The 17,499-nt window shown below is 66.0% G+C and carries 13 protein-coding genes and 1 pseudogene; 4 read left to right on the forward strand and 10 right to left on the reverse strand.

All coding sequences use genetic code 11. The features are described 5' to 3' along the window. Positions 1–63: 63 nt before the first annotated feature. From FG94_RS16995 to FG94_RS17010, 4 genes are all read right to left on the reverse strand, one after another. Positions 64–1,047 carry a M28 family peptidase gene (locus tag FG94_RS16995; protein ID WP_051996870.1) on the reverse strand — a complete coding sequence of 328 codons (984 nt, stop codon included), beginning with the start codon at positions 1,045–1,047 and terminating at the stop codon, positions 64–66. A 249-nt stretch (positions 1,048–1,296) separates the two neighbouring features. Beyond that, the gene (locus FG94_RS17000) at positions 1,297–2,715 is read right to left on the reverse strand and encodes an efflux transporter outer membrane subunit (protein WP_036214129.1); all 1,419 of its coding nucleotides are present in this window, start codon (positions 2,713–2,715) and stop codon (positions 1,297–1,299) included. Between the two features lie 8 nt (positions 2,716–2,723). Continuing rightward, positions 2,724–5,885 carry an efflux RND transporter permease subunit gene (locus FG94_RS17005; protein ID WP_036214131.1) on the reverse strand — a complete coding sequence of 1,054 codons (3,162 nt, stop codon included), beginning with the start codon at positions 5,883–5,885 and terminating at the stop codon, positions 2,724–2,726. Positions 5,886–5,915: 30 nt separating this feature from the next. After that, positions 5,916–7,214, reverse strand: coding sequence for an efflux RND transporter periplasmic adaptor subunit (locus FG94_RS17010; RefSeq protein WP_036214133.1), 1,299 nt, complete (start codon positions 7,212–7,214; stop codon positions 5,916–5,918). A gap of 154 nt (positions 7,215–7,368) precedes the next feature. Here FG94_RS17010 and FG94_RS28285 point away from each other — a divergent pair. Together FG94_RS28285 and FG94_RS17015 are read left to right on the forward strand one after the other, a co-directional pair. Next, positions 7,369–7,494 (forward strand): annotated as a pseudogene (locus FG94_RS28285) (TetR family transcriptional regulator); the annotation flags it as partial. Between the two features lie 57 nt (positions 7,495–7,551). Beyond that, the gene (locus tag FG94_RS17015; RefSeq protein WP_229445980.1) at positions 7,552–7,989 is read left to right on the forward strand and encodes a hypothetical protein; all 438 of its coding nucleotides are present in this window, start codon (positions 7,552–7,554) and stop codon (positions 7,987–7,989) included. Positions 7,990–8,043: 54 nt separating this feature from the next. On the opposite strand, the gene tal is transcribed toward FG94_RS17015, so the two are convergent. From tal to pgi, 6 genes are all read right to left on the reverse strand, one after another. Beyond that, a complete protein-coding gene (gene tal / locus FG94_RS17020; RefSeq protein WP_036214137.1) occupies positions 8,044–8,976 on the reverse strand; it encodes a transaldolase in 933 nt (310 codons plus the stop codon). 21 nt (positions 8,977–8,997) lie between these two features. After that, positions 8,998–9,498, reverse strand: coding sequence for a GAF domain-containing protein (locus FG94_RS17025; RefSeq protein ID WP_051996872.1), 501 nt, complete (start codon positions 9,496–9,498; stop codon positions 8,998–9,000). Positions 9,499–9,555: 57 nt separating this feature from the next. Then, positions 9,556–10,410 (reverse strand): SIS domain-containing protein, encoded by an 855-nt coding sequence (locus FG94_RS17030; protein ID WP_027864391.1) that lies wholly within the window; start codon positions 10,408–10,410, stop codon positions 9,556–9,558. Between the two features lie 11 nt (positions 10,411–10,421). Beyond that, on the reverse strand, positions 10,422–11,891 hold the full coding sequence (zwf, locus tag FG94_RS17035) for a glucose-6-phosphate dehydrogenase (protein ID WP_036214139.1): 1,470 nt from the start codon (positions 11,889–11,891) through the stop codon (positions 10,422–10,424). A 263-nt stretch (positions 11,892–12,154) separates the two neighbouring features. Next, positions 12,155–13,054 carry an SMP-30/gluconolactonase/LRE family protein gene (locus FG94_RS17040; RefSeq protein WP_036214141.1) on the reverse strand — a complete coding sequence of 300 codons (900 nt, stop codon included), beginning with the start codon at positions 13,052–13,054 and terminating at the stop codon, positions 12,155–12,157. Between the two features lie 18 nt (positions 13,055–13,072). Then, complete coding sequence (gene pgi / locus FG94_RS17045) at positions 13,073–14,716, reverse strand: glucose-6-phosphate isomerase (protein ID WP_036214143.1); 1,644 nt, start codon at positions 14,714–14,716, stop codon at positions 13,073–13,075. 240 nt (positions 14,717–14,956) lie between these two features. Between pgi and edd the strand changes: the two genes are divergently transcribed. Both edd and eda read left to right on the forward strand, forming a co-directional pair. Next, positions 14,957–16,876 (forward strand): phosphogluconate dehydratase, encoded by a 1,920-nt coding sequence (edd, locus tag FG94_RS17050; RefSeq protein WP_036214144.1) that lies wholly within the window; start codon positions 14,957–14,959, stop codon positions 16,874–16,876. Further along, positions 16,873–17,496 carry a bifunctional 4-hydroxy-2-oxoglutarate aldolase/2-dehydro-3-deoxy-phosphogluconate aldolase gene (gene eda, locus FG94_RS17055; RefSeq protein WP_027864386.1) on the forward strand — a complete coding sequence of 208 codons (624 nt, stop codon included), beginning with the start codon at positions 16,873–16,875 and terminating at the stop codon, positions 17,494–17,496. The genes edd and eda overlap by 4 nt, the downstream gene beginning before the upstream one ends. The last annotated feature ends 3 nt before the right edge of the window (positions 17,497–17,499 follow it).

The following is a 17,499-nucleotide window of genomic DNA, read 5'->3' on the forward strand; positions in this document are numbered from 1 at the left end:
CCGCAGCGATCACCGCGTGGGCGTTCGTAATTCCGGGCATTGCCCGAAATTACCCCGCCCACCCTACGTGCGCGCAGCCCCTGCCAGTGATTCCATGGTCCGCGCCAGCCCCCTGACCACGCGCGCCATGCTCGCATAGTCCAGCTTATCCGGCGTGTCCTCCGCCGTGTGGTAATAGGGGTAACGCAGGAAGGCGGTGTCGGTGATCATCAGGGCCGGGTAGCCGTGCCGGTTGTACGAAGAATGGTCCGACAGCGTCACGCCCATCACGTGGGCCGGCGCCGCCAGGCCTTCGGCCGGGAAATCCGACTGGGCCTTGAAGGCCGCCAGGGCCTGGCGCACCAGGGCCGAGGATTCGAGCGTGCCCACGAAGGCGATGAAGTTGCCGGTGCTCGGGTAGTGCTTCTCCAGCCCGGGCGGCAGCTTCTGGCTGTTCTGCGCCTGCGAATACCAGCCGATCGTCTCCAGGATCAAGGCCCCTTCCACATTGTGTCCGTTCTTCTTGAGGTCGCGGGCATGCTGCATGCTGCCCATCTCTTCGCCCATGAACCAGGGCGGTTCCTCGTTGACGAAGAAGACGAACTTCACTTCGGTGCCGCGGCTCGGCTGCATGGTCTTGAGCAGGCGCGCCAGTTCCAGCACGGCGGCGGTGCCGCTGCCGTTGTCGTTGGCGCCGGGGGCGCCGCGCGCGGAATCGTAGTGGGCGCCGACGATGAAGATGCGCTCCGGTTTCGCACCCGGCGCGGTGTTCGATACCGAGACCTCGATGTTGCGCACCTTCTGGCCGCCGGCCTCGTACTCCTGGCGGCGCAGGCGGTAGCCGTAGCCCTCCAGCGTGGTTTCGATGTGGCGCGCGGCCTGTTCCAGTTCGCGCGGCGTGGCGGTATTGTGTTCTCGGGAAGCGATCGCCTCGACGTGCGTGCGCAGGCGGACGGAGAGGTCCGGGGCAGGGGCGGCGGAATCGGTTTCCAAGGTCAGTGTCGCCAGCGCGATCGCCAGCAGGATCGCGATGAGGATTTTCCAGTGTGAGCGAGCGAATTTGCGCATGGCAGTCGGGCGGCAAGCCCCCAAGCGTTCATGCGTTCAGTGTAGCCATTTGTGCAAACCGGCAGCGCTTCGATTCCGCGTTTCAATTCAAACCACGGGGTCAGGTCTGACAATCGGACACGGGCTGAACAATGCCGCAAGGTAATGCTCGAGTTCGTGTCCAAATGTCAGACCTGACCCCGGACGCAAACCCCGCCCGCAAAAAAAATCGGGCCGCGAAGGCCCGATCTTGAACGACGCAGGAAGCGCTCAGCGCGCCGCCACCGGCGTGGCCGGCTCGGTCCATCCGCCACCCAGCACGCTGTACAGCGTGACCTGGTTCTGCAGGCGCTGCAGGTTGGCCTGCACCGCCGCCTGCTGCGCCTGGAACAGCGCGCGCTGGGCATCGAGCAGCTCGAGGTAGCTGGCCGCGCCGTTACGGTAGCGCAGGTCCGCCAGGTTGAAGCGGTCGGCTTCCGCCTCGGCCACCGCGCGCTGCGCACGCAGCTGCTCGCTGAAGGTCGACTGCCCGGCCAGCGCGTCCGCCACTTCGCGGAACGCGGTCTGGATCGAGCGCTCGTACTGCGCCACCGCGATGTCGCGGCCGGCGCGGGCCGAGCCCAGCACCGCGGTGTTGCGGCCGTAGTCGAAGATCGGCAGGATCGCCTGCGGCGCGAAGCTCCAGCCGTAGGTGCCGGACTTGAACAGGCCCGACAGCTCGGTGCTGGCGCTGCCCACGCTGCCCGTCAGGGAAATGCGCGGGAAGAAGTTGGCGCGCGCCGCGCCGATGTTGGCGTTGGCGGCGATCAGCTGCTGCTCGGCCGCACGGATGTCCGGGCGGTTGGCCAGCAGGTCCGAAGGCAGGCCGGCCGGCAGGTCGGGCAGCTCGGTCGAGGCCAGGGTGGCGCCGGCGGCCGCGGTCGGCGGTACCGGGGTGCCCACCAGCAGCGTGAGCAGGTTCAGGTCCTGCGCGCGCTGGCGCTGCTGCGCCGCGAGCGTGGCCAGCGCGGTTTCCACCAGCGAGCGCGCCTGCTGCAGCTCGAAGCGCGAGGCCACGCCGTTGTCGAAGCGCAGCTGGGTCAGGCGCAGCGATTCCTGGCGTGTGCCCAGGGTCTGCTGGGTGATCGCCAGGAGCTCTTCGTCGGCCAGCAGCTGCAGGTAGACGTTGGCCACCGACGAGATCAGGCTGATCTGCGCGGACTTGCGCGCTTCTTCGGTTGCCAGGAACTGCGCCAGCGCGGCTTCCGACAGGTTGCGTACGCGGCCGAACAGGTCCAGCTCGAAGCTTGAAACCGAGAAGCCCGACTGGTACAGGCTGTTGATCGGCTGGTCTTCGCCGGTGGTCTGGCGTTGACCGCTGATGCCCAGCCCCACGGTCGGCAGGCGGTCGGCGCGGCTGATGCGGTACTGCGCACGTGCCTGCTCGATGTTGGCGATCGAGACGCGCAGGTCGCGGTTGTTGCTCAGTGCCTGCTCGATCAGGCCGCGCAGGCGCGCGTCCGGGAAGAAGCGCTGCCATGCGATGCTTGCGGGCGCCTCGTTCGCCACCTGGGCGGCCGGGGCGCTGGCCGGCTTGGCCAGTTCAGGGAAGGCCTCGGCCACCGGCGCCGCGGGGCGCTCGTACTTCGGCGCCAGCGACATGCAGCCTGCCAGCATCATTGCCAGTGCCAGCGGAGTCAGTTTTTTCATTGTTTGGATCATGGTTGTTTTCCTTCGACGACCGTGGCCGCGTCAGCATGGTGCGCGTACTTGTCCTGCTGGCGCTTGCTGCCCTTGAACAGCTTGCGCACCACGACGAAGAACAACGGCACGAACAGCACGCCCAGGGTGGAAGCCGTCATCATACCGCCCATCACGCCGGTACCGATCGCACGCTGCGATGCCGAGCCGGCGCCGCCCGCGATCACCAGCGGCAGCACGCCGAGGATGAAGGCCAGCGAGGTCATGATGATCGGGCGGAAGCGCAGGTGCGCCGCCTCGATCGCCGCTTCCATCGGCGACTTGCCCTGCGCCTGCAGGTCTTTCGCGAATTCGATGATCAGGACCGCGTTCTTCGCCGCCAGGCCGACGATGGTCACCAGGCCGATCTTGAAGTACACGTCGTTCGGGTAGCCGCGCATCATGGCAGCCAGCACCGCGCCCAGGATACCGAACGGCACCACCAGCAGCACCGACACCGGGATCGACCAGCTTTCATACAGCGCCGCCAGGGCCAGGAAGATCGCCAGCAGCGAGAAGGCCATCAGGATGCCCATGGTGCCGCTGGAGAGCTGTTCCTCGCGCGACTGGCCGGTCCATTCGAACGCGAAGCCCGCCGGCAGCTGGCCCGCCAGGCGCTCCATCTCGGCCAGCGCGTCGCCGGTCGAGTAGCCCGGCTTGGCGTCGCCCGAGATGCTCATCGCCGGGTAGCCGTTGTAGCGCAGGGTCTGCATCGGACCGGTCACCCACTTGGTGGTGGCAAACGAGGACAGCGGCACCGGCTGGCCCTGGACGTTGAGCGCGTTGATGCGCAGCAGGTCGTCCGGCTGCATGCGGTCCTTGGCGTCGGCCTGCACCACCACGCGCTGCAGGCGGCCGGCGTTCGGGAAGTCGTTCACGTAGGCCGAGCCCAGCGAAGTCGAGATCGCTGTGTTGATCGCGTCGAAGGTGACGCCCAGCGCCTGCGCCTTGTCGCGGTCGATGTCCAGGCGAACCTGCGGCGCGTCTTCCAGGCCTTCCGGGCGCACGCCGGTCAGGATCGGGCTCTGCGCGGCCATGCCGAGCAGCTGGTTGCGGGCCGCCAGCAGGGCCTCGTGGCCGTTGCCGCCGCGGTCCTGCAGGCGGAAGCTGAAGCCGGTGCCGCGGCCCAGTTCCGGGATCGGCGGCGGCGACAGCGCGAAGATGAAGGCGTCGCGGATGCCCGACAGGCCGCCGATGATGCGGTTGGCCACCGACTGGGCGTCCGAACCCGCGCCCTTGCGCTCGTCCCAGTCCTTCAGCGGAATGAAGGCCAGGGCCATGTTCTGGCCGGCGCCCGAGAACGAGAAGCCCAGCACGCTGACCATGTTGGCCACTTCCGGCTGCTTCATGATGAAGTTTTCGGCGGTGGCCATCACTTCGCTGGTGCGCTCCAGCGTCGCGCCCGGCGGCAGCTGGATGTTGGCGATGACGTAGCCCTGGTCTTCGTTCGGCAGGAAGGAATTCGGCATGCGGGTGAAGAACAGCGTCACCAGGCCGCAGACCAGCACGAAGGCCACCAGGCCGCGGCCCGAGTGGCGGATCAGCTTGCCGACCCAGCCTTCATAGCCCTTGGCGGTGGCGCCGAACTTGCGGTTGAACCAGCCGAAGAAGCCGCGCTTCTCGTGGTGATGGCCGGCCGCGACCGGTTTCAGGAAGTGCGCGCACAGCGCCGGCGTCAGGGACAGCGCCAGGAAGGCCGAGAAGGCGATCGAGGACACCATGACGACGGAGAACTGGCGGTAGATGTTGCCCACCGCGCCGCCGAAGAAGGCCAGCGGCACGAACACCGACATCAGGACGACGGTCACGCCGATGATGGCGCCGGAAATCTGGCCCATCGCCTTGCGGGTCGCTTCGAGTGGCGGCAGGCCTTCCTCGGACATGATGCGCTCGACGTTCTCGACGACCACGATGGCGTCGTCGACCACGATACCGATCACCAGCACCATGCCGAACATGGTCAGCACGTTGATCGAGTAGCCCAGCGCCAGCAGCGTGCCGAGCGAACCCAGCAGGGCGACCGGCACCACGATGGTCGGGATGATCGTGTAGCGGAAGTTTTGCAGGAACAGGTACATCACCAGGAACACCAGCACCAGCGCTTCGACCAGGGTATGCAGCACCTGCTCGATCGAGATGTCGATGAACTTCGAGCTGTCGAACGGCACGGTGGCCTTCACGCCGGGCGGGAAGAACTTCGACAGTTCATCCATGCGCTGCTTCACCAGGCGCGCGGTTTCCAGCGCGTTGCCGGATGGCGCCAGCTGCACGCCGATACCGGTGGACGGCTTGCCGTTCAGGCGCGCCGAGGTGCCATAGGCCTGGGCGCCGATTTCGATGCGGGCCACGTCCTTCAGGCGCACGGTCGAGCCGTCCGGGTTCGCGCGCAGCACGATGTTGCCGAACTGTTCGACGGTCGAGAGCTGGCCGGTGACGACCACGGTCGCGGTGATTTCCTGGCCTTTCGCCAGCGGCAGTTCGCCGATGGTGCCCGAAGCCACCTGGGCGTTCTGGCTGCGGATCGCGTTGTTCACGTCGCCAGGGCTCAGGCGGTAGCCCACCAGCTTGGCCGGGTCGATCCAGACGCGCATGGCGCGCTCGGTACCGAACAGCTGCGCGGTGCCGACGCCCTTGATGCGCTGGATTTCAGGCAGCACCGTGCGCGAGGCGTAGTCGCCCAGCGCGATCGGATCCCACTTCGGATCGTCCGACGAGAGGATGGTAAACAGCAGGAAGTTCGCGCGCACCTTGTCGACGCGCACGCCTTGCTGGTTCACCGCCGCCGGCAGGCGCGGGGCCGCGCGCGACAGGCGGTTCTGCACATCCACCTGCGCGAGCTCGGGGTTGGTGCCGGTTTCAAAGGTCAGGGTGATCGAGCCGCTGCCGTTGGCGGTGCTGCTCGATTCCATGTAGACGAGGCCTGGCGAACCGTTCATCTCGCGTTCGATGACGGAGATGACCGAGTCTTCCAGGGTCTGTGCCGAGGCGCCCGGATAGGCGGCATTGATCACGATCGATGGCGGAGCCACGTTCGGATACTGGGCGACCGGCAGCTGGGTGATCGAGACCGCGCCGATCACCATGATGAACAGCGCGATCACCCACGCGAAAATTGGGCGGTCAATGAAAAAACGTGCCATGAATTAGTCCTGTTCTTTTCCTGCAGCAGCTCAGTTACGCGTCGAGGCGGCTGCCGGCGCGGCGCCGGCGGTGGAGCCCGACGGGGCCGAAGCAGGCAGCTGGCGCGCGTTGTTGGCGGCGGCCTGGCCGGCATTGGCGGTGGCCGGCGCCGGCGCTGCGCCCGGCGCGGCCGCGGCCTGCCACGGCACTGCCTTGACCGGCGTACCCGGCGGCAGCATCTGCAGCTTCTGGAAACCGTCGACCATCACGCGTTCGCCTTCCTTCAGGCCGTCGGTGACGATCCAGTTGGAACCCTGCTGCGAGCCGATCTTGACGACGCGCTGGGCCGGCTTGTTGTCCGCGCCGACGACCATCAGGGTGTCGCCCTGCTGGCCGCCGCGGGTGACGGCCTGCTGCGGCACCACGATGCCGTTCGGGATTTCGGCCTGGGCCAGGCGTACGCGCACGTACTGGCCCGGCAGCAGGGCGTTATCGGGGTTGGGCACGGTTGCGCGCAGGGTGACCTGGCCGGTGCCCGGGTCGACGGTGATGTCCGAGAACTGCAGGCGGCCCTTGGTCGCCAGCTCGGTGCCGTCGTCGAGGATCACGCTGACCGCGGCGTCCCTGGCGTTGTTGCCGGCCTGCTTGCGCAGGCGCTGCAGTTCGCTGGCCGACTGGGTGATGTTCAGGTACATCGTGTCGGTCTGCTGGATCAGCGCCAGTTCGGTGGCCTGGGCCGCCGACACCAGCGCGCCCTCGGTCACCAGCGCGCGGCCGATGCGGCCCGAAATCGGGGCATAGACGTTGGCGTAGCTGGTATTGATCTGGGCGATGCGCACCTGGGCCTTGGCGGCCGCCACGGCCGCTTCCGCCTGCTTCTGGGCGGCGACGGCGTTGGTGTATTCCTGCTTGCTGATGGCATTGGCTTCCACCAGCGGCTTGTAGCGCTCGGCCTGGGCGGTGGCCTGGTTCAGGGTCGCCTGGGCGCTGCCGACGTCGGCCTGGGCCGCCGCGAGGCGCGCCTGGTAGGGCGCCGGGTCGATCTGGAACAGGGACTGGCCCTGCTTGACGATGCTGCCTTCGGTGAACAGGCGCTTGAGCACCACGCCGTCGACACGTGCACGGACCTGGGCGGTACGCACCGGCTCGGCGCGCGCCGGCAGTTCGGTCAGCAGCGCGACCGGTTCGTATTTGGTGGTGATGACGCCGACTTCCGGCGCCGGCATGCCGCCGCCCGGGGCACCGGCCGCCGGGGCATCTTTCTTGCCGCAGCCCGACAACAGGGCGATGGCCACCAGCGTGCCTGCGGCGATGCGGGTCAGGGAGTGGGAGGAGTGGTCTGAGCGCATTACGTATGCTTCCTTCTCATTGTTGTTTCGATATCCGGCGCACACCTTTCGATCACGCAGGAATTGTCGCTGGATTTTACGGACAGTTTTATATACTATCACGGCTGTATGTTTATTGCTGGAGAGCCCCTTCAAATGGGAGGGCGCAAAAAAAATGGCACGTGAAACCAAAGCGGAAGCTGCGGCAACCCGCGACAGCATCCTGGATGCTGCTGAAAGATTGTTTGCTGAACAAGGCGTTTCAAGAACGACTTTACAGCATATTGCGACCGCTGCGGGTGTGACGCGCGGTGCTATTTATTGGCATTTCCTGGACAAAGCCGCGCTGTTCAACGCCATGTTCGATCGCGCGAAACTGCCGATGGACGAGGCCTTGCAGCAGCTCGACCACGAACGCGACGTGAAGGATCCGCTGCAATGCCTGCGCGACGACATGTTGACCGTGCTGCGCATCGTGGTCGAAGACGAGAAGGCGCGCCGCGTGTTCGAGATCGCCACGCTGAAGACGGAATTCATCGACGAGGTGGACGCGGTGCGCGCGCGCCGGCGCGAGTCGATCGCCCTGTGGCAGGAGCGGATGGAAGGCCAGCTGAAACAGGCGCAGGAGAAGGGCATGCTGCGTCCCGGCGTCGGCACGCTGGCGGCCGCACAGGGCGGCTGGATCCTGGTCGACGGCCTGATCCGCAACTGGATCTTCGAGCCGACCCTGTTCGACCTGCGGGAACTGGGCGGGACGGTGATCGATACTTACCTGGCGGGGCTGCGCGCCGCCTGAGGCGCCTGAGCGGCGCCCCATGTAGAAAGCGCACCCTCGGGTGCGCTTTTGTTTTTACTTCCGCAGTTCTTCGATCATCTTCTTCAGCTTGATCGAATCCGCCACGAAGGCACGGATGCCTTCGGCCAGCTTCTCGGTCCCCATCGCGTCTTCGTTCAGCATGAAGCGGAAGGTCTTCTCGTCGATCGCGATCTTCTCGATGTCGGCGCCCGCGTCCGCGACCAGCTTGCGCTCGACCGGCGCTTCGGTATCGGCCAGCTTCTGCAGCAGGTCCGGCGAGATGGTCAGGAGGTCGCAGCCGGCCAGTTCCAGGATCTGCGAGGTGTTGCGGAAGCTCGCGCCCATCACTTCGGTCTGGTAGCCGAACTTGCGGTAGTACTGGTAGATGCGCTTGACCGACTGCACGCCCGGATCGTCCGCGCCGGTGTAGTCGGTGCCGGTCGACTTCTTGTACCAGTCGTAGATGCGGCCGACGAAGGGCGAGATCAGCTTGACGCCGGCTTCGGCGCAGGCAACGGCCTGGCACAGCGAGAACAGCAGGGTCAGGTTGCAGTGGATGCCTTCCTTTTCCAGGATCTCGGCGGCGCGGATGCCTTCCCAGGTCGAGGCGATCTTGATCAGGACGCGCTCGCGCGAGACGCCGTTCTTTTCGTACAGGGCGATCAGTTCGCGGCCCTTGGCGACGGTGGCTTCGGTATCGAAAGAAAGGGCGGCATCGATCTCGGTCGAGACGCGGCCCGGCACGTACTTCAGGATCTCGACGCCGAAGGCGATCAGGAGGCTGTCGACGATGGCGTCGACCGATGCGCCGTTGGCGTCGGCGACGGCCTTTTCCAGCAGCGGACGGTATTCCGGCTTCTGCACGGCCTTCAGGATCAGCGACGGGTTGGTGGTCGCGTCCTGCGGGGCATAGGCCTTGATCGACTGGAAGTCGCCGGTGTCGGCGACGACGGTGGTGTACTGCTTGAGTTGTTCGAGTTGGTTCATGGTGGGAGCCAAAGTAAAGAGTCAGGAGAAATCGGTGCCGTCCATGAAGGCGGCGAGCATGCGCTCGAGTCCTTCACGGTCTTCGTCGGAGAATCGGTTGAGTTGCGGGCTGTCGATATCGAATACGCCGACGACCTCGCCGTCCTTGACCAGCGGGATCACGATTTCCGAATTCGATGCCGAATCGCAGGCGATGTGGCCCGGGAAGGCATGCACGTCCGGCACGACGATGGTCTTGCGCTCGGCGGCGGAGGCGCCGCAGACGCCGCGGCCGAAGGGAATGCGGGCGCAGGCCGGCTTGCCCTGGAACGGGCCGACCAGCAGGTCATGGCCGTCGCCCTTGCGCGCCGGAACGGTAAAGTAGAAACCGGCCCAGTTCAGGTCGGCCAGGGTGTCGTAGACGAGGGCGGAAAACTGCGCGGCGTTCGCCATCAGGCTGCGTTCGCCTTCGAGGACGCTCTCGACCTGGCGCTCCAGCAGGGCGTAGTCGGGACGGGAGCTGCGTTCGGGATTGATGTGCATTGGCGTAGACCCGGGTTGCTATGGAAACCGGGTATTTTACACCTGTGGTGGCTTGGGTCAGCCTATGAACGAATCGAACTGCATGTCGAACTCCTGCAACGCCTTCTGCGCATTCTGCATCTTCTTGCGGAATTCCGGCCCGCGCTGCAGCGCCAGCCCCACCGCCAGCACGTCGATCACGACCAGGTAGGCCAGGCGCGCCGAGATCGGCGTGTAGGGGTCGATCGCGAACACCAGGTCGATCGGGATGAACAGCGTCGCGATCTCCGCCAGCGGCGTGCCCGAGGGCGCCAGCACGATCACGTCGGCCCCGCCGCGGCGCGCCAGCTTGGCCGAGCGGGTCAGGGCCGGATTGTTGCCGCGCTGCGAGATCGCCACCACCGCATCGCCTTCGCGCAGCAGGGCCGCGGCGATCGAGTGGATCGCCGGATCGGTGTAGGCCACCGTCGGCACGCCCGAGCGGAAGAACTTGTGCTGGGCGTCCGCGGCGACGAAGCCCGACGAGCCCTGGCCGTAGAACTCGATCTTGTTGGCGCGCGACAGGATGTCGAGCGCCTTCTGGACCAGTTCCGGCTTGAGGTTGTTGCGCAGGTCGAGCAGGGTATTGATCGAGCGGCTGCAGATTTTATTCACCAGGTCGGCCGCCAGGTCGTCCGGCGCCGGCTGCTCGTTCGCGCCCGGCAGGGCCAGCGCCAGGCCCTGGGCCAGCTTGAGCTTGAACTCGTGCCAGCCGTCGTAGCCGAGGGTGCGGCAGAAGCGCACCACGGTCGGTTCCGACACTTGCGCGCTCTTGGCCAGCGCCGTGATGTTCTGGCTCACCGTGTTCGATGGCGCCGCAAGCACGGCGAGCGCCACCTTGCGCTCGGATTTCGAGAGCGAGTCGAGCTGGGTGCGGATGGAGTCGAGCAGCATGATGGTGGCCGTCAGTCTTCAGGCAGCACTTCTTCGCGCCACTGCAGGCCGTCGCGGCCGATCAGCGCGCTCGAGGCGGCAGGGCCCCAGGTGCCCGAGGTGTAGGGCACCGGCGCGCTGTCGTTCTGTTCCCAGTATTCCAGGATCGGTTCGACCCATTCCCAGGCGGCTTCCAGTTCGTCGCCGCGCATGAACAGGGTCAGCTGGCCGCGCAGCACGTCGACCAGCAGGCGCTCGTAGGCTTCCATGCGCGGGCTGGTGAACTGCTCGCGGAAGTCGAGTTCGAGCTCGGCCTGCTTCAGGCGCATCGAGTCGCCCGGGGTCTTGGCCATCAGGTTCATCGACAGGCCTTCGTCCGGCTGCAGGCGGATCACCAGGCTGTTCGGCTGGAAGCTCGAGGTCGGCTGGTTGAAGATCGAATGCGGGATCTGCTTGAAGCGAACCACGATCTCGGCCAGGCGGTCGGCCATGCGCTTGCCGGTGCGCAGGTAGAAGGGCACGCCGGCCCAGCGCCAGGTGTCGATCTCGGCCTTCATGGCAACGAAGGTCTCGGTCCTGGACTGCTTGGGCGCGTCCGGCTCCTCGCGGTAGCCCGGCACCGCCTGGCCGTCGATGTGGCCGGAGCGGTACTGGCCGCGCACGATGTTCTGCGCCAGCGTGGTCGGGGTAAAGCGCTTCAAGGACCGTAATACCTGCAGCTTGGCGTCGCGCACGGCGTCCGGCGCGATCGAGGTGGGCGGTTCCATCGCCACGATGCACAGCAGCTGCAGCAGGTGGTTCTGCAGCATGTCGCGCAGCGCGCCCGAGGTATCGTAGTAGCCGAGGCGGTTGCCCACGCCGATCTTCTCGGCGATGGTGATCTGCACGTCCGAGATCCACTCGCGGCGCCACAGCGGCTCGAACAGGATGTTCCCGAAGCGCAGGGCCAGCAGGTTCTGCACGGTCTCCTTGCCCAGGTAGTGGTCGATCCGGTAGATCTGCGTCTCGAGGAAGACCTTGCCGACATCCAGGTTGATCTGCTTGGCCGAAGCCAGGTCGCGTCCCAGCGGCTTTTCCAGCACCACGCGCGAGTTCGGCGAGACCAGCCTGGTTTCGGCCAGGTTGTCGCAGATGGTCGCGAACAAATGCGGCGGCGTTGCGAGGTAGTAGACGCGGGTCAGCGCGTCGTCCTTGCGCAGTGCTTCCACCAGCGGGCCGAAGGTGGACACGTCGGTGGCGTTCAGCGCCACGTAGACGATGCGCTTGAGGAAGCGGACCCAGGTCTCGTCCTGCGGCGTTTCCTTGATGTGCGGCTTCGAATTCTTCTCGATGAACTGGAGGAAGTCTTCCTGCGAGAAGTCGTCGCGGCCCACGCAGATGATGCGGGCCGTGTCGGGCAGGTCGTTGCAGACGTCGCGCGCGTACATCGCGGGGAGCAGCTTGCGCATTGCAAGGTCTCCGCTGCCGCCAAAGAAAACGAGGTCGAAATCGGAAAGGGCCATGGAAATGTCTGGAAGGAGTGATCAGCGATGTGTAAATTTACTACACGGATATTCGCTTAGCAAGAAAATATACTACGAAAAAGCTTGTGGGGTGGGCGGCTCCACCGCTGCCTGTGAGCAGTGAAGCTGCATATGCCGCCCACGCGGTGATTGTTTGTAGCAAGATCATCCGGTAGGGAAGGTCGCCGCTAGCGATCACCGCGTGGGCGGCGCAAGTGCTATTGGCACATCTACCCACCCGGTACAGCCGCCCAGCCTACGGATCAGCGGTGAGCGTATTCCGGCTCTTCGCGTCCCGCCACGTCGACGCGGATGGAGAGCACCTTGCCGCTGAGCGGATAGCGCGCCAGTTCCTCGGCCGAGCGTCCGTGGCTGGCGCTGGTGATGTACAGCGTGCGCAAGTCCGGCCCGCCGAAGGCCAGCGAGGTCGGGCAGCGCAGCGGCAGCGCGATCTCGCGCAGGATCTCGCCCGACGGCGAGATGCGCAGCACGCGGCCGCCTTCGAACATCGCGACCCAGTAGGCCCCTTCGCTGTCGATCGTGGCCCCATCCGGGCGGCCGCCATAGTCGGCTGCCGACTTGTCCAGCGAGAAGGTCTTGATGGTGCGTGCGTTCGAATGCGTGCCGGTGGCCGGGTCGTAGTCGTAGCAGTCGATCCGGTGCGTAGTGGTGTCGGCATGGAACATCGTGCGGCCGTCCAGGCTCCAGGCCAGGCCGTTCGAGTTGGTCATGCCGCCAGCCCAGGCGCGGCGCAGCTGGCCGCGCTCGAGCACGTACATCTCGGCCACCGGCTTGTCGCGCGGCTCGTACATGGTGCCGATCCAGAAGCGGCCCGCCGGGTCCACGCGGCCGTCGTTGAAGCGGACGATGGACGTGTCGTAGGGCGCGTCGGCGATCGGCGTCTCCTTGCCGCTGGTCGTGTTCAGGCAGATCAGGCCGGAGCGCAGGGACACGATCAGGTTGTTGTCGCCGTCGACCGCCAGCGCCGAGGGCTCCGAGCCCATCTTCCAGTACGAATACTTGCCGCTGGCCGGATGCACGCGGTTGACCGTGTAGCCGTTGATGTCCACCCAGTACAGCGCCGACTCGACCTCGTGCCAGGTTGCCGCTTCGCCTACCAGCATCGGCGCGTCGTGCACCACTTCAAATTTATCGCTTGCCATGGTATGTCGTGATCAGGTTCAGAATGCGGCCTTGGCGCGGGCGATCAGGCCGTTGGTGGAGCTGTCGTGATTCGCCGGCTGCGGCTCGCCCGCCAGTTCGGCTTCGATCTTCTTCGCCAGCACCTTGCCGAGCTCAACGCCCCACTGGTCGAAACTGTTGACATTCCAGATCACGCCCTGCACGAAGGTCTTGTGCTCGTACAGCGCGATCAGGGCGCCCAGGGTGCTCGGGGTCAGGCGTTCCATCAGGATGGTGTTGCTCGGACGGTTGCCCGGGAAGGTCTTGTGCGGCGCCAGGCGTTCCACTTCCTCGGCGGCCAAGCCCTGCGCCTGCAGGTCGGCGCGCACCTCGTCGATGGTCTTGCCCTTCATGAAGGCTTCCGACTGGGCGAAGCAGTTCGCCAGCAGGGCCGTATGGTGGTGCTCCATCTCGTGCGCGGGACGCAGTGCGGCGATGAAGTCGATCGGCGTCAGGTCGGTGCCCTGGTGCAGCAGCTGGAAGTAGGCGTGCTGGCCGTTGGTGCCGGGCTCGCCCCAGATCGCCGGGCAGGTCGGGGTGTCGACCGGGTCGCCGTCGCGCGTGACGCACTTGCCGTTGCTCTCCATGTCGAGCTGCTGCAGGTAGGCCGGGAAGCGGTTCAGGTCCTGGTGGTAGGGCGCGATCGTGACCGAGTGCGCATCGAGGAATTCGCGGTTCCAGAAGCCGACCAGGGCCAGCAGCATCGGCATGTTCTGCTCGATCGGGGCAGTACGGAAATGCTGGTCCATCTCGTGGGCGCCGGCCAGGAAGTCGGCAAAGTAACCGTAACCCACCGCCAGCGCGACCGACAGGCCGATCGCCGACCACACCGAATAGCGCCCGCCCACCCAGTCCCAGAACGGGAACATGTTGGCCGGGTCGATGCCGAAGGTCTTGATCGCCTCGGTATTGGTGGAGACGGCGACGAAGTGCTTCGCCAGTGCTTCTTCCGGCGCACGCTCGAGGAACCAGCTGCGCGCGGTCTGCGCGTTCATCATGGTTTCGGCGGTGGTGAAGGTTTTGGAGGCAACGATGAACAGCGTGGTTTCCGGATCCACCTGGGACAGGGCGGCGTCCATGTCATGGGCGTCGACGTTGGACACGAAGTGCATGCGCAGACGCGGATGGGCGTAGTGGCGCAGGGCGAGCACGACCATCTTCGGGCCCAGGTCCGAGCCGCCGATGCCGATGTTGACGATGTCGGTGATCGGCTTGCCGGTGTGGCCCAGCCATTCGCCGCTGCGTACGGCATCGGTGAAGGTCCGGATGCGGTCGAGCACCGCGTGCACCTCAAGGTTGACGTCCTGTCCCTCGACCACCAGTTTGCTGTCGCGCGGGGCACGCAGGGCAGTGTGGAGGACGGCGCGGTTCTCGGTATTGTTGATGCGTTCGCCCGCGAACATGGCGTCGCGGCGCTCTTCCACGCCGCGCTCGCGCGCAAGCGCCGCCAGCAGTTCAAGCGTGCGCCCGTCGAGGCGATTTTTTGAATAGTCTAGGAACAGCCCTGCCGCTTCGACGGACATGCGCTCGAAGCGCTGGGGATCGGCGGCGAACAGGTCGCGCATCTCCCAGTCTTCTGCCGTGGCGGCGTGGTTTTCGAGGGCTTGGAAGCTGGGAGTGCTGGTGAGGGTTGGCTGGCGCATAAGGTCAGTGTCAATGAGCGGTGCCGATGGCACAATGTTGTCAATAGCAGATTAACGAATAATACAGGATGCGTGCGTAAATTCACTACATAAAAGAGTAGCAGCTTCACCACGCATCTCGCAGTCGGGCTCGTCGATGTTCGGACGAGCTCTCTCTACAGGCGGGCCAAAAATGGCTTGGCTGCGTCCCTTTCAAATCTGTAGTAAAATTTCAGATACCAAATTTACGAAGGAACGATCATGGCGCTGCACCCCGTAGTCGAACAGGTAACGAACCGGATCATCAAGCGAAGCCGCCCATCGCGCGCGGCCTACCTCGCGCATATGGAAGCCGCCCGCGTGCAGGGCGTGCAGCGCGGAGCGCTGTCGTGCACCAACCTCGCGCACGGCTTCGCCGCCTTCCCGGCCAACGACAAGCTCAAGCTGAAGGAATACAAGAAGCCGTCGGTAGCGATCGTCTCGTCCTACAACGACATGCTGTCGGCGCACCAGCCCTTCGAAACCTTCCCGGCGGTGATCAAGGACGCCGTGCGTGAAGTCGACGCCGTGGCCCAGTTCGCGGGCGGCGTGCCGGCCATGTGCGACGGCGTGACCCAGGGCCAGCCGGGCATGGAACTGTCGCTGTTCTCGCGCGACACCATCGCCATGGCGACCGCGGTGGCGATGTCGCACAACATGTTCGACGCGGCCCTCTACCTGGGCATCTGCGACAAGATCGTGCCGGGCCTCCTGATCGGCGCGCTGCACTTCGGCCACATCCCGGGCATCTTCGTCCCGGGCGGCCCGATGACCACCGGTATCTCGAACAAGGAAAAGGCGGCCGTCCGCCAGCGCTACGCCAAGGGCGAGGCCACCCGCGAGGAACTGCTGGAAAACGAATCGGCGTCCTACCATGGCGCGGGCACCTGTACCTTCTACGGCACCGCCAACAGCAATCAGATGCTGATGGAAATGATGGGCCTGCACATGCCGGGTTCCGCCTTCATCACCCCGGGCACGCCGCTGCGCGACGCGCTGACGAAAGCCGCGGCCCAGCAGGCCGTTGCGATTTCCCAGCAGGGCGGCCAGTACATGCCGATCGGGCACATCGTGGACGAGAAGAGCATCGTCAACGCCATCGTCGCGCTGCACGCGACCGGCGGCTCGACCAACCACACCCTGCACCTGATCGCCATCGCCCGCGCGGCAGGCATCGTGGTCGACTGGAACGACTTCGACGAGCTGTCGAAAGTCGTGCCTTCTCTGACCAGGATCTACCCGAACGGCGAAGCCGACGTGAACCACTTCCAGGCCGCCGGCGGCCCGGGCTTCGTGATCCGCGAGCTGCTCGACGCCGGCCTGGCGCACGAAGACGTCAACACCATCCTCGGCCGCGGCCTGCGCGCGCACTGCAAGGAGCCCTTCCTCGGCGAAGACGGCAAGGTCGTGTTCCGCGACGTGGCCGAAAAGAGTGGCGACGAAGCCGTGCTGCGCCCGGCCAGCAATCCGTTCGCCAACAACGGCGGCATGGTGCTGGTGCAGGGCAACCTGGGCCGCGCGGTGATGAAGATCTCGGCGGTCAAGCCCGAGTACCATGTGGTGGAAGCGCCGGCGATCACCTTCGATTCGCAGGAAGACTTCATGCAGCGCTACAAGGACGGCCTCTTGAACCGCGACTTCGTGGCCGTGATCCGCTTCCAGGGCCCGCGCGCCAACGGCATGCCCGAACTGCACGCGCTGACCCCGGCGCTGTCGAACCTGCAGGATGCCGGCTTCAAGGTGGCGATGGTCACCGACGGCCGCATGTCGGGCGCCTCCGGCAAGGTGCCGGCGGCGATCCACGTGTCCCCCGAGATCCTGGCCGGCGGCCCGCTCGGCCTGGTGCGCGACGGCGACATCATCCGCGTCGACGCCACTAGCGGCACCCTGGAAGCGCTGGTGAGCGACACCGTGTGGGCCGCGCGCGGCATGGCCAGCGCCGACCTGTCGAAGAGCCACATCGGCATGGGCCGCGAACTGTTCGCGATGTTCCGTTCCCATTCCAGCCCGGCGGAGGAGGGGGCGGCAACGTTCCCGCTGCCATCGCCGATCCAGACCACCGTGCCGCTGCACGACGGTATCCAGACCGATGAAGTGCAGCCCGGTTCCGACGAAGACTTTCTCTTTAGGACGCAGAAATGACTTTACTTGAAATCATGCGCTCGGCGAGCGTGATCCCTGTCATCGCCATCGACGATCCGGCCCACGCCGTGCCGCTGGCCAAGGCCCTGGTGGCAGGCGGCATCCGCGTGCTCGAAGTGACGCTGCGTACCGAACACGGCCTGCAGGCGATCCGCGACATGAGCACCGTCGAAGGCGCGATCGTCGGCGTCGGCACCCTGACCCAGCCTGAAGAATTTGCCGCGTCGCGCGACGCGGGCGCGGTGTTCGGCGTCTCGCCGGGCCTGACCGCGGCCATGATCGAGGCAGCGAAAAAGAGCGGCCTGCCGCTGCTGCCGGGCGTGATGACCCCGTCCGAAGTGATGGCTGCGCGCGAGCACGGTTTCAAGCAACTGAAGCTGTTCCCGGCGGTGCCGGCGGGCGGCGTCGGCATGCTCAACGCGATCGCCGGCCCGCTGCCTGACGTGACCTTCTGCCCGACCGGCGGCATCTCGATCGAGACCGCGCCGAAGTTCCTGGCCTGTAAGAACGTGGCCTGCGTGGGCGGTTCGTGGCTGACGCCGAAGGACCTGATCGCCAACGGCGACTGGGCCGGGATCACCGAACTGGCGAAGGCGGCTTCCGCGCTGCGTGCTGCCTGAACC

The sequence above is a fragment of the Massilia sp. LC238 genome (genome assembly GCF_000735635.1).
In the GTDB taxonomy this organism is placed as follows: domain Bacteria; phylum Pseudomonadota; class Gammaproteobacteria; order Burkholderiales; family Burkholderiaceae_D; genus Telluria; species Telluria varians.

Bases quoted from the DNA above. Each gene is read 5' to 3' on its own strand.
- FG94_RS17015 (WP_229445980.1), top strand. From the start codon at position 7,552: ATGTTCGATCGCGCGAAACTGCCGATGGACGAGGCCTTGCAGCAGCTC.
- eda (WP_027864386.1), top strand. From the start codon at position 16,873: ATGACTTTACTTGAAATCATGCGCTCGGCGAGCGTGATCCCTGTCATC.
- FG94_RS17005 (WP_036214131.1), bottom strand. From the start codon at position 5,885: ATGGCACGTTTTTTCATTGACCGCCCAATTTTCGCGTGGGTGATCGCG.
- FG94_RS17000 (WP_036214129.1), bottom strand. From the start codon at position 2,715: ATGAAAAAACTGACTCCGCTGGCACTGGCAATGATGCTGGCAGGCTGC.
- tal (WP_036214137.1), bottom strand. From the start codon at position 8,976: ATGAACCAACTCGAACAACTCAAGCAGTACACCACCGTCGTCGCCGAC.
- FG94_RS16995 (WP_051996870.1), bottom strand. From the start codon at position 1,047: ATGCGCAAATTCGCTCGCTCACACTGGAAAATCCTCATCGCGATCCTG.
- edd (WP_036214144.1), top strand. From the start codon at position 14,957: ATGGCGCTGCACCCCGTAGTCGAACAGGTAACGAACCGGATCATCAAG.
- zwf (WP_036214139.1), bottom strand. From the start codon at position 11,891: ATGGCCCTTTCCGATTTCGACCTCGTTTTCTTTGGCGGCAGCGGAGAC.
- FG94_RS17030 (WP_027864391.1), bottom strand. From the start codon at position 10,410: ATGCTGCTCGACTCCATCCGCACCCAGCTCGACTCGCTCTCGAAATCC.
- FG94_RS17010 (WP_036214133.1), bottom strand. From the start codon at position 7,214: ATGCGCTCAGACCACTCCTCCCACTCCCTGACCCGCATCGCCGCAGGC.
- FG94_RS17025 (WP_051996872.1), bottom strand. From the start codon at position 9,498: ATGCACATCAATCCCGAACGCAGCTCCCGTCCCGACTACGCCCTGCTG.
- pgi (WP_036214143.1), bottom strand. From the start codon at position 14,716: ATGCGCCAGCCAACCCTCACCAGCACTCCCAGCTTCCAAGCCCTCGAA.
- FG94_RS17040 (WP_036214141.1), bottom strand. From the start codon at position 13,054: ATGGCAAGCGATAAATTTGAAGTGGTGCACGACGCGCCGATGCTGGTA.